Source organism: Flavobacterium sp., assembly GCF_044361065.1.
GTDB lineage: Bacteria > Bacteroidota > Bacteroidia > Flavobacteriales > Flavobacteriaceae > Flavobacterium.
This window is the reverse complement of sequence record NZ_JBIKJI010000058.1, coordinates 1-11,341: the sequence shown is the minus strand read 5'-3', so window position 1 is coordinate 11,341 and position 11,341 is coordinate 1. Positions and strand designations below refer to the sequence as shown.

Genomic DNA, 11,341 nt, shown 5'->3' with positions numbered 1-11,341 from the left:
GCTTTAATTTCTCCCGCTTTTTTCTTTTCTTGAATGCGTTTTTCATTCGCACCTTTTGAAATTTTAGTTGCTTTTCTGACTTTTGGTAGTACTAAAGCTTTTTCTAACATTTCAAAAAAACGTTTGATGATAATTCTTTTATTTTTGAATTGACTTCTATCTTCATAGCAAGTTAGAATCAGTAAATTTTCTTGCGAAATTTTTGTTTTTAGTTTCGTGTGAAGTAGAATCCTTTCTTCATCAGTTACACCTTGAGAAGTTGCCACATCAAAAATCAATACTATTTTAGAAGACACTTTATTTACATTTTGTCCGCCAGCGCCACTGCTTCTCACGGCTTTAAAATTTAGTTCAGATGAAATAATTTCTACATTCATTATAAACCAGAATTGATGTCTAAATTATTTGGTTGATGTGCTGGTTTTAATAAATCGGTTACTTTTTTAACTGGATTAAACGTTTCTATTGGAACTTCTACAAAAATAGTACTCCAATCTGCCATCGCACCATTCCATAAACCAGGTAATTCAAATGCTTTTATTTTTTTTTCGTTTTTCGTTTTTTCTGTAATAAAAGCGGTTTTTGGATTGACAAATTGATTCAATTCAAATTTATTTCCTTCAAAATCTTTGATGCTACATACTATATCAACAGGGTTAAAATGCGTAGAATTTTTAAAAATAGCTAGCTGGTTTTCGTTGTTTAAATCAATTTGCGATAATTCTACTATTTGTAAATTATGACGTCCTTTTTCATCCTGAACCCAAAATGGTCCGCCGCCAGGCTCTCCTTCGTTTTTCACCATTCCACAAACACGAATAGGTCTGTTTAAAATTTTAATTAAATACTCTTTTTGATAGTCTAATTGAAACATTTTAAACTCCTGAGGCAAAGGAATTGACATTTTTGTTTCAATGAAATGAATAATTTCTTTAATATTATTTTCGTTGATTTCGTTTTTTTGAAACTTTTTCAAAATAGTATCCACTTCCTTTTTTAGATATAAAAGAATACCGCCTAATAATTTTTTGTTTTTTAAATTAAGTTCTCTATTGTTTTGAGAAACATTATCTATGTTCTTAATGAAAATTATATCAGATTGCAGTTGATTTAAATTTTCAATTAAGGCGCCGTGTCCACCAGGTCTAAAAAACAATTCGTTTTCAGAAGTTCTAAAAGGGGTGTTGTCGGCATTAACCGCAATAGTATCTGATGTTTCATTTTGATAAGAAAATGAGATTTCTACATCATCATATTTATTTGTAATTCTTAAAAAATCGGTTTGAAATTCTTTAGAAATCGTAAAATGTATTTTCGATTTTTGGTTTGGTTTTTTATAGAAATCGGTTTCAAAAACGTGTTCGTCAATTGGCGTTAAAATTTCTTCATTTTCAATATGAAATGGTAAAATACCTTTTGGCTTATTAGCAAAATCCAATCCATTATCAGTTAAAAGCGTTTTAACAATCGCATATACCTTTTGATCGGAATTATAATTCGGATAATCTGTGAAAATTGCTTTTGTTTTTTCTTTTAATTCGTTGTAAAAAGGAAAACTTCTTAAACCTACAATAAATAATGACAAATCTTTATCTTTATTAAGGTTTACATACGAATTTATGGTGTCTTTTTCAGGATTAAATTTTGTTAAAAATTCATTTAACGATTTAAACATTCTTGTAGCAGCACCACTTGCTGGAACAAATTTTTCAATAGAATAATTGTCTTTGTGTGTGTCAAAAAAGTTGCAATATTCAGAAATTTCTTTTTCCGAATATTGAAAAATCCCATCGTTTATAGATGCGATTTTTAGTAAGTTAATAGTTGGAATTCCATTTTTAAAATAATGCAATTGCTGCATAATTTTTTCCAAAGAATTTCCTCTTTTAACTATTTGTTGTAAATCTATTTCGCTAAATATTTTTTCCATTCTATATACGCTGAGATGGCTAAAATAGTAAAAATTATGTATTGTATAGCTATTATGTACAGTTGTCGGTCAAAAAAAATATAAACGGCAAACGTATTTCCAACAATCCAAAGGGTCCAATTTTCAACTTTCTTCTTAGCCATATACCACATTGCTGTGAAAAATAATGAGGTGGTGAAAATATCTAAATAATTGTTGAGCTGTAATTTATAATCAAAAAATTTATAAATATAAATACAAACTATAGATGTTATAAGGAATAATACTATACCAATATTTTTTTCTTTCATATTGGTTCTGGAAATAGAAAGCACTTCGCCATTTGTTATTTTTTTCCACTGAAACCAACCATAAACACTCATAATGGAATAGTAGATATTGATGCTCATATCGGCATAATATTTAGCATTAAACATAATATATACAGATAATATGGTGCAAATAATCCCGGTTGGATATACTAACACATTTTCTTTTTTTGCAAAATACACACTTAAAACGCCAAAAATAAAAATGATAATTTCAATACCAATTTGCCAATTCGGAATACTTTGATACTGATTAATGATGGTTTCAAACATATTTATTTAGTTAAAGCACAAACAAAAGCATACTCTTCAATTATATCAAACTGAAATTGAAAATCTTCGGTATTATTGTTAAAAATTAATTGTGCGGTACCTTTTTTGTTTTCTAATTTAAAAGGTCTTTCGAAAATATGCTTTGGAAAACTGATTCCTTTTTCATTTTTTAATTTAAATATACTTTCTTTTACACCCCATATCACGGTTGCTTTTGTGATTTTATCTGTTACGGATAAGTTTTCAATATGTGAAACATCCATATATCTTGAGGCAATTTTTAATGTTTTTTCTTTACAATTTTCAATGTCAATTCCTAAAGGTTTATTGCTAATACAAATACAAGAAAATTCGTGCGAATGGGAAATTGAGATGTGTTTTTGTTTAGAATTAATATTATTAATTTCTTGACTTTTGACTTTCGACATTTGACTTTCGACTTTCAGGTGCGGTTTCCCAAATGCATCATAATACAAATCAAAATCGTTTAAATTTATATGTTGAAGTAACATTCTAACTGCCAAAAACCCTTTTTGATGTGAAACTGACTGCATAGTTTGTAATCTTGACAAAGATTTTTCGTTAAGTAATGCCTTCTCTTTAAACCAGTTAATATCTTCGGTAATTTTCCAAAAATAGGCAACAGTGTATTCGTTTATGATGATTTCTTTAAAAAAAGGCATACTTTATTTATTTAAAAATTTTATTTTATTGTTATTCAGTTGTTTAAAGGTTTCAACAAAACTTAAATAGTTAAAATTAATTTCTAATTTAAAACTAATATTGTACCTTTGCACTCGTAAATAAAAAATAAATATACAAATATAATGAGTACAAAAACAATTCCTTACGTACCATACAAAGTTAAAGATATTTCTTTAGCAGCATGGGGAAGAAAAGAAATTTTATTAGCAGAAGCTGAAATGCCAGGTTTAATGGCACTTAGAGAAGAGTTTGGCGCAAGTCAACCTTTAAAAGGAGCTCGTATTGCAGGATGTCTACATATGACTATCCAAACTGCTGTTTTAATTGAGACCTTAGTGGCTTTAGGTGCAGATGTTACTTGGTCTTCTTGTAATATTTTCTCTACTCAAGATCATGCTGCTGCTGCAATTGCTGCCGCTGGAATTCAAGTTTACGCCTGGAAAGGTATGAATGAAGAAGAATTTGATTGGTGTATTGAGCAAACGTTATTCTTTGGTGAAGAACGTGCACCTTTAAATATGATTTTAGATGATGGTGGTGATTTAACAAATTTAGTATTTGATAAATTTACTGAATTGGTTGAAGGAATTAAAGGTTTATCTGAAGAAACTACTACAGGCGTTCACCGTTTGTACGAAAGAATGAAAGCTGGAACTTTATATATGCCAGCTATCAACGTAAACGATTCTGTTACTAAATCCAAATTTGATAACAAATATGGTTGTAAAGAATCTGCAGTAGATGCAGTTCGTAGAGCAACAGATACTATGTTAGCAGGAAAAAGAGTAGTAGTTTGTGGTTACGGAGATGTGGGTAAAGGTACTGCGGCTTCTTTCCGTGGCGCGGGTTCTATTGTAACAGTTACAGAAATTGATCCAATTTGTGCATTACAAGCTGCAATGGACGGTTTTGAAGTTAAAAAATTAGATACAGTTGTTGCCAATGCAGATATTGTAATTACTACAACTGGTAATAAAGATATCGTTCAAGGTCGTCATTTTGAAGCTATGAAAGACAAAGCTATCGTTTGTAATATTGGGCATTTCGACAATGAAATTGATATGGCTTGGTTAAACGGAAATTTCGGCCATACTAAAAACGAAGTGAAACCGCAAGTTGATATTTACACTGTAAATGGTAAAGAAGTTATTATTTTAGCCGAAGGACGTTTAGTAAACTTAGGTTGTGCTACAGGTCATCCAAGTTTTGTAATGAGTAACTCATTTACTAACCAAACGTTAGCACAATTGGAGTTATGGGAAAATAGCGCTAACTACAAAAATGAAGTATATATGTTGCCAAAACATTTAGATGAAAAAGTAGCGGCTTTACACCTTTCTAGATTAGGAGTAGAATTAGAAACGTTACGTCAAGATCAGGCAGAATATATTGGCGTTGGGGTTCAAGGACCATTTAAACCAGAATATTACAGATATTAATCAGGCTTCTTAGAAAGTTAGATTTTTAGATAATTAGAAAAACCCTTGCTGAAGAGCGAGGGTTTTTTTGTTAATTTTTTGTTAATTTTCAGCTCTACATTTGTAGAGTTATAAAATTGCTCTATGTTTGTAGAGTTAATTCTAAATTTGTAGAAAAATGACATTATCAAACACAGAAGAACAATTAATGGAGCATCTATGGAAGCTTGAAAAAGCGTTTATGAAAGACTTGTTAGAAGTTTATCCAGAACCAAAACCAGCCACCACAACTGTTGCTACTCTTTTAAAACGAATGATTGATAAAAAATTCGTGGCGTATAAAGAGTATGGAAATTCAAGAGAATATTATCCATTGGTAAAAAAAACAGATTATTTTTCGAAACATGTAAATGGACTAATTAAAAATTTTTTCAATGATTCTTCTTCCCAATTTGCTTCTTTCTTTACAAGAGAGACCAATTTAACAGCTTCTGAATTGGAAGAGTTGAAAAAAATAATAGATGTTGAACTACAAAAAAAGAAAAAATGATAGACTTCTTATTAAAATCTGCTATAAGTTTAATTGTATTTCTTGGGTTTTATTATTTGATATTAGAACGAGAAAAAATCCATAAGTTTAATAGATTTTTTCTTTTAATATCTATTTTAATTTCATTGATAATTCCATTTGTCACTTTTGAATTCATCGAATTTGTTGAAACTGCTCCAGTCATTCAGTATGATGAACCAATAAATATTGAGAAAGCAGAGGTAGTTTTAAATCAAAACCCGACAATCGAGAACGTAATTACTGCTAATGAGTCTGTAAATTATTTACCCTATGTGCTTTGGAGTATTTATGTATTAATAAGCTTCGTTTTTTTATTTCGATTTAGTAAAAATTATTTCAAACTAATTGTAAAATCAAAAATAAATCCAAGTGTAAAATATAAAAATGCGAATTTGATTTTGTTAGAAGAAAAAACACTTCCTCACACATTTTTGAATTTTATATTTGTCAATTCCGAAGATTTTAAAAATAAAAATATTGAAGATGAATTATTTGCTCACGAAATGGTTCATGTAAACCAAAAACATACTTTAGATATTTTATTTATTGAGTTTTTGAAAGCCCTATTTTGGTTTCATCCACTTTTCTATTTATATAAAAAAGCCATTCAATTAAACCACGAATTTCTTGCCGATGAAGAGATTGTGAACACTTATAATAATGTGCCTTATTATCAGAATCTATTGTTACATAAAAGCAACGGTAATACAACAGTTTACTTAGCAAGCAATTTAAATTATTTAATCACTAAAAAACGGTTACTTATGATGACTAAAAACACTTCAAAAAAATTAGCACTACTAAAAAAAGCTGCAGCTCTTCCAATCTTAGCAGGCTTAATTTACTTTTTCTGTATAAAAATTATAGCTCAGGAGAAAGTTATTGAAGTTAAGCAACTTAAAAAGAATATTGTAAATCAAATTAATACAAATGAGCGTGAAGTTAAATATTTAACTTATAAAGTTTCCGACGAGGAATATTATAAAGATGTTATCTGCGTATTTTATGAAGGTGTAAATCCAAATATACATAAGAATAAAAAATGGCCAGTAAAAAATCTGCTTTTTTCAAAAAAATATCAAGATTTAACTAAAGAAGAATTAGAAAAGTTGCAGTACTTAAAGTTTCGTCAAGAGCCAACTGTAAAAAAGTCACCTACTAAAAAAGAGATAATTGATTTTCTAAATGTAAATAAATACGCTATTTGGATAGATGGTGTAAATGTAAATAACTCAAAATTAAATTCATACAAGCCATCAGATTTTGCAAGTTTTAGTGGTAGTGTAATTTTAAAAAATGCTAGAAGTAAAAAATATCCACAACCTTTTCAATATTGGTTTTATACTCACAAATACTATAAAGCTCAGAATATGGATAAATGGTTAAGTAGATATGGAGGAGATTCAATTGTTATGTTCTCAAGTAAAATGAAAGACAAAAAACTTCTAAAAAATGAAAAAATGATTATCGTTATCGATGCAGGTCATGGTGGAAAAGATCCGGGAGCGAAAATTGATGAAGAACTTGAAAGTAAAATTGTAGAAAGTATTGCAAAAAAAATTAAAGCATTAAATGGTAGCGAAGATTTAAAAATTATTTTGCTTCGTGAAGATGATAGTTTTGTCAGTTTAAGCGATAGAGTAAATAAAATAAATCAAATTAATCCGGACATGCTAATTTCATTACATTTGAACGCTTCAAAAAACCCAAATGAAAAAGGGGTATATGCTTTTATTTCTAGTCAAAATGGATTTTATGAAAAGTCGTTAGAGAAAGCAAATCAATTAATTGAGAACATTTCAAATAATAATTTAGCTAAAGGCGGAGTGAAAGATGCTAATCTTTATATTATCAAAAATTCAAAATGTCCAGCTGTTTTGTTAGAAGTCGGTTATTTATCTAACGCAAATGACAAAGCCTATATTACAAGTGAAAGCGGAAAAGATGAAATCGCAAAAAACATCTTAAAATTATTACGAGAATAGTAATTCAGAAATCGAATAATTTAAATTAGTTATTACTAGCAAAAATCCCCATTCAATTGATTGGGGATTTTTTAGATATTACTTTTTACAAAAAAATCCCAAAAACCATATTGGAATTTGGAAGTTTTTTATATTTACAAGAAAAAACTAATTATGAAGAAAATATTTACAACTACTATTGTTTTATTAATTTTAACTTCTTGTAGTATAACCGGATTAACAAATGATTATTCGAAACTAAAAGAAGAAGATAAAGCAAAGATTGTTACTTTGGAAAGTTTTGAGAATCTAGATACAACAAAAATTTATAAAATTTCTGGAAATCAATTAAGGGCGGAATTAACTAAACACGAAAAATCTTTAGTTTATGTTTTTACAAATGGATGTTCTTCGGATGTATGTCATCCAATGCAAGTTTATGAAAATTATGCAAAAAAGAATGGGTATCAATTGTTTTTAGTAATGTCGGGATATGGAAATTTAGATGATACTTTAGGACAAAGAAATAATTTTACAAGTCAATTATTTTCTATTAACACAGATTTGTATGATTCAAGATATAGGACTGTTTATACAAGAATTTTTGAAAATGAGCTATTAAAGAAAGATATAGATTATAAATCGAAAGAATATTTAGGACATTTGTTTTTCTTTGAAGGAAGTCGACTTGACAAAATCGTTAATGATTTACCAAAATACTAATTAGATAAATTAAATATTTTAATCCCCAATCATTCGATTGGGGATTTTTTAGATATTACTTTTTACAAAAAAATCCCAAAAACCATATTGGAATTTGGGATTTTATATTTGTAATTTTAGGTTTATTATGCTTCGAATGGAAGTATAGAAACCCAAGATTTGTTCTCACCTTTTTTCTGGAATTTTACAACTCCATCTACTTTAGCATGTAAAGTATGGTCTTTCCCCATGTAAACATTTTCACCTGGGTTGTGTTTTGAACCTCTTTGTCTAACAATGATATTTCCTGCAATAGCAGCTTGACCACCATAAATCTTAACGCCTAAACGTTTTGATTCTGATTCTCTACCATTCTTCGAACTACCGACACCTTTTTTATGAGCCATGACGTTATATTTTAAATGTTATTCTTCAGTTTTTGGTTTTTTTGCTCTTGTAGCTTTAGGCTTTACTTCTTCAGTAGCCGTTTCTACTTCAACATCAGCTTTCTTTGTTGCTTTTGGAGCTGCTTCTTTTTTAGGAGCCGCTTCTTTTTTACCAGTTCCAGTTGCTACAATGTTCTCAATGATAATTTGAGTAAATGATTGTCTGTGACCGTTTTTCTTTTTGTAACCTTTTCTTCTTTTCTTTTTGAAGACAATTACTTTATCACCTTTAAGGTGTTTTAATACTTTGGCTTCAACAGAAGCTCCTTCTATAGCTGGGGCGCCTAATGTTAATGCTCCGCCGTTGTCAATTAATAAGACTTTTTCAAAAGAAACTTTTGCGTCTACATCATTTGCTAAACGGTGAACAAATAACCTTTGGTCTTTGCTTACTTTAAATTGTTGCCCTGCTATCTCTACGATTGCGTACATAACAATGTGTTTAAATTATTATTTTTTCAGTTTGCAAATATATAACTATTTATTAAACCTGCAACATTACTTTTTCTTTTTTATTCGAAAAAATAAAATTTGTAATATTTTTTATTTTCTGTGTAACAATTCATATCTTTCGCCTACCAATACTTATCATTTATTATTAAAGATTAATTATGAAAAAAACATTAATGGCTTTAGGAACAATAGCAATGTTAGGAAGCACAGCAAATGCTCAGAAAGTAGCATTTGAAGAATTTGATTTGGATAACGGTTTACACGTGGTTCTTCATCAAGATAATTCGGCGCCAGTTATTATTACATCGGTAATGTATCACGTAGGTGCAAAAGATGAACAACCAAATCGTACGGGTTTTGCTCACTTTTTCGAACATTTGTTGTTTGAAGGTACCAAAAACATCGAAAGAGGGGAATGGTTTAAAATTGTTACCGCAAATGGAGGACAAAATAATGCCAATACTTCAGATGATAGAACGTATTATTACGAGGTGTTTCCGTCTAATAATTTAGAGTTAGCCATTTGGATGGAATCGGAAAGATTAATGCATCCTGTAATTAATCAAATTGGTGTTGATACCCAAAATGAAGTAGTAAAGGAAGAAAAACGTTTACGAATTGACAACCAACCTTACGGAAATATTTTTAAAGCGATTAAACAAAATCTATTTAAAAATCATCCTTACAGATGGACAACAATTGGTGAAATGGAACATTTGGATTCAGCCACTTTAGAAGAATTTCAAGCGTTTAATAAAAAGTTTTATGTACCAAACAACGCCGTTTTAGTAGTTGCAGGTCAGTTTGACCCTACTCAAGCCAAAGAATGGATTAAAAAATATTTCGGAGCCATACCAAAAGGTGCACCTGTTGCAAGACAAAAATTTGAAGAAGCGCCAATTACTGCTACTATTAATGCAACTTGGGAAGATCCAAACGTTCAATTACCAATGACTTTAGCAGCGTACAGAACACCTTCAATGAAAACGAAAGATGCGCGTGTTTTAGATATGATTTCTACTTATTTATCGGATGGTAAAAGTTCTAAATTATATAAAAAAATGGTAGATGATAAGAAAGTAGCACTTCAAGTAGGGGCGTTTAGTAATTCTCAAGAAGATTACGGACAATATATTATTTACAGTTTGCCGTTAGGTGATGTGTCGTCTGAAAGTTTATTAAAAGAAATTGATGAAGAAATTGTAAACATGCAAACTAATTTAATTTCTGAAAACGATTTTCAAAAACTTCAAAATAAATTTGAAAACAACTATGTAAGTTCAAATGCAACTGTAGAAGGTATTGCAGAAAATTTAGCTTCATACTATTTATTATATGGTGATATTAATTTAGTGAATACTGAGATTGAAATTTACCGTTCTATTACAAGAGAAGATATTAAAGAAGTTGCAAAAAAATATTTAAATCCAAACCAACGTTTGATTTTAAATTATGGTCCTGCAAAAGAAAAAACCGCTAAATAATCTTACCATGAAAAAGTATTTATATATCGCAGCCAGTTTATTACTAACAATAACTATGCAAGCACAAGACAGACCAATGCCTAAACAAGGCCCAGCTCCATCAATTAATATTAAAAAGCCAGTAACATTCGTATTAGAAAATGGTTTGAAAGTGTTAGTGGTGGAAAATAATAAATTACCACGCGTTTCTTATAACTTAACTTTAGACAATACACCTTTTGCTGAAGGAAGCAAAAAAGGAGTGACAGATTTAGTAAGTTCTATGATTGGAAATGCTACTGAATCTATTTCTAAAGATAAATTTAACGAAGAAATTGACTTCTTAGGAGCTAATATTAATTTTTACGAATCAGGTGCTTCTGCAAATGGTTTGTCAAGATATTCGGCTAGAATTTTAGAATTATTAGCTGATGGCGCATTAAATCCATTGTTTACACAAGAAGATTTTGATGCCGAAAGAGCAAAATTAATAGAAGGATTAAAATCTGACGAAAAAAGCGCTTCTGCAATTGCAGGTCGTGTTCAAAATGTTTTAACCTACGGAAAAGAACATTATAATGGTGAATTCACTTCTGAAGAAACCTTAAAAAATGTAACGTTACAGGATGTAATCAATCATTACAACACGTATTTTGTGCCAGCTAACGCCTATTTAGTAGTAATTGGTGATGTAAAAACTAAAGACGTTAAGAAAAAAGTAGAAGAATTATTTGGAGCTGATGTATGGAAAACAGCTTCAGCACCAAATTTAACGTATAATGATCCAAAAGATTTACAATATTCTCAAATTAATTTTGTTGATGTTCCTAATGCAGTTCAATCTGAAATTGCAATGATCAACTTATCAAAATTAAAAATGACGGATAAAGATTACTTCGCTGCTATTTTAGCCAACCAAATTCTTGGTGGTGGTGGAGAAGGTCGTTTGTTCTTAAACTTAAGAGAAAAACACGGTTGGACATACGGTTCGTATTCTAATTTAGGAGCAAGTAAATATATTTCTAAATTTTCTTCTACTGCTTCAGTAAGAAATGCTGTTACAGATAGTGCTGTTGTAGAAATTTTTAATGAATTGCGAAAAATTAGA

The 11,341-nt window shown here is 29.6% G+C and carries 12 protein-coding genes; 6 read left to right on the top strand and 6 right to left on the bottom strand.

The features are described 5' to 3' along the window. The 4 genes from arfB to ACIQ11_RS05185 form a co-directional block, all read right to left on the bottom strand. A partial coding sequence (arfB, locus tag ACIQ11_RS05200; protein ID WP_396153451.1) for an alternative ribosome rescue aminoacyl-tRNA hydrolase ArfB occupies positions 1-377 on the bottom strand: 377 nt, incomplete at its 3' end. After that, positions 377-1,930: a DUF4301 family protein gene (locus ACIQ11_RS05195; RefSeq protein ID WP_396153449.1), complete on the bottom strand. Its 1,554-nt coding sequence runs from the start codon at positions 1,928-1,930 to the stop codon at positions 377-379. The genes ACIQ11_RS05195 and arfB, both read right to left, overlap by 1 nt. Continuing rightward, positions 1,906-2,511: a nicotinamide riboside transporter PnuC gene (gene pnuC, locus ACIQ11_RS05190; RefSeq protein WP_396153447.1), complete on the bottom strand. Its 606-nt coding sequence runs from the start codon at positions 2,509-2,511 to the stop codon at positions 1,906-1,908. Before pnuC ends, ACIQ11_RS05195 begins: the two co-directional genes overlap by 25 nt. A gap of 2 nt (positions 2,512-2,513) precedes the next feature. Beyond that, positions 2,514-3,194, bottom strand: coding sequence for a 4'-phosphopantetheinyl transferase family protein (locus ACIQ11_RS05185; RefSeq protein ID WP_396153445.1), 681 nt, complete (start codon positions 3,192-3,194; stop codon positions 2,514-2,516). Positions 3,195-3,338: 144 nt separating this feature from the next. Here ACIQ11_RS05185 and ahcY point away from each other — a divergent pair, with 144 nt between their 5' ends. The 4 genes from ahcY to ACIQ11_RS05165 all read left to right on the top strand — a co-directional run bounded on the left by ahcY (position 3,339) and on the right by ACIQ11_RS05165 (position 7,892). Next, positions 3,339-4,655, top strand: coding sequence for an adenosylhomocysteinase (gene ahcY / locus ACIQ11_RS05180; protein ID WP_396153443.1), 1,317 nt, complete (start codon positions 3,339-3,341; stop codon positions 4,653-4,655). 157 nt (positions 4,656-4,812) lie between these two features. Beyond that, positions 4,813-5,184 carry a BlaI/MecI/CopY family transcriptional regulator gene (locus ACIQ11_RS05175; protein ID WP_353078116.1) on the top strand — a complete coding sequence of 124 codons (372 nt, stop codon included), beginning with the start codon at positions 4,813-4,815 and terminating at the stop codon, positions 5,182-5,184. Next, complete coding sequence (locus tag ACIQ11_RS05170) at positions 5,181-7,190, top strand: N-acetylmuramoyl-L-alanine amidase (protein WP_396153439.1); 2,010 nt, start codon at positions 5,181-5,183, stop codon at positions 7,188-7,190. Before ACIQ11_RS05175 ends, ACIQ11_RS05170 begins: the two co-directional genes overlap by 4 nt. A 153-nt stretch (positions 7,191-7,343) precedes the next feature. Next, on the top strand, positions 7,344-7,892 hold the full coding sequence (locus ACIQ11_RS05165; protein WP_396153437.1) for a hypothetical protein: 549 nt from the start codon (positions 7,344-7,346) through the stop codon (positions 7,890-7,892). A gap of 125 nt (positions 7,893-8,017) precedes the next feature. Here the strand turns inward: ACIQ11_RS05165 and rpmA are convergent, their stop codons facing one another. Next, on the bottom strand, positions 8,018-8,278 hold the full coding sequence (rpmA, locus tag ACIQ11_RS05160; protein WP_291242975.1) for a 50S ribosomal protein L27: 261 nt from the start codon (positions 8,276-8,278) through the stop codon (positions 8,018-8,020). A gap of 18 nt (positions 8,279-8,296) precedes the next feature. Next, positions 8,297-8,749, bottom strand: a complete 453-nt coding sequence (gene rplU, locus ACIQ11_RS05155) for a 50S ribosomal protein L21 (RefSeq protein WP_396153435.1) — start codon at positions 8,747-8,749, stop codon at positions 8,297-8,299. Between the two features lie 179 nt (positions 8,750-8,928). On the opposite strand from rplU, the gene ACIQ11_RS05150 reads away from it, so the two are divergent. Next, positions 8,929-10,254 (top strand): M16 family metallopeptidase, encoded by a 1,326-nt coding sequence (locus ACIQ11_RS05150; protein WP_396153433.1) that lies wholly within the window; start codon positions 8,929-8,931, stop codon positions 10,252-10,254. Between the two features lie 7 nt (positions 10,255-10,261). Next, positions 10,262-11,341 (top strand): M16 family metallopeptidase (locus tag ACIQ11_RS05145; RefSeq protein ID WP_396153431.1); only part of this gene is annotated, 1,080 nt, incomplete at its 3' end.

Coding starts and splice junctions, on each gene's coding strand:
- pnuC (WP_396153447.1), bottom strand. CDS start 2,511: ATGTTTGAAACCATCATTAATCAGTATCAAAGTATTCCGAATTGGCAA.
- rplU (WP_396153435.1), bottom strand. CDS start 8,749: ATGTACGCAATCGTAGAGATAGCAGGGCAACAATTTAAAGTAAGCAAA.
- ACIQ11_RS05175 (WP_353078116.1), top strand. CDS start 4,813: ATGACATTATCAAACACAGAAGAACAATTAATGGAGCATCTATGGAAG.
- ACIQ11_RS05195 (WP_396153449.1), bottom strand. CDS start 1,930: ATGGAAAAAATATTTAGCGAAATAGATTTACAACAAATAGTTAAAAGA.
- ahcY (WP_396153443.1), top strand. CDS start 3,339: ATGAGTACAAAAACAATTCCTTACGTACCATACAAAGTTAAAGATATT.
- rpmA (WP_291242975.1), bottom strand. CDS start 8,278: ATGGCTCATAAAAAAGGTGTCGGTAGTTCGAAGAATGGTAGAGAATCA.
- ACIQ11_RS05185 (WP_396153445.1), bottom strand. CDS start 3,194: ATGCCTTTTTTTAAAGAAATCATCATAAACGAATACACTGTTGCCTAT.
- ACIQ11_RS05165 (WP_396153437.1), top strand. CDS start 7,344: ATGAAGAAAATATTTACAACTACTATTGTTTTATTAATTTTAACTTCT.
- ACIQ11_RS05170 (WP_396153439.1), top strand. CDS start 5,181: ATGATAGACTTCTTATTAAAATCTGCTATAAGTTTAATTGTATTTCTT.
- ACIQ11_RS05150 (WP_396153433.1), top strand. CDS start 8,929: ATGAAAAAAACATTAATGGCTTTAGGAACAATAGCAATGTTAGGAAGC.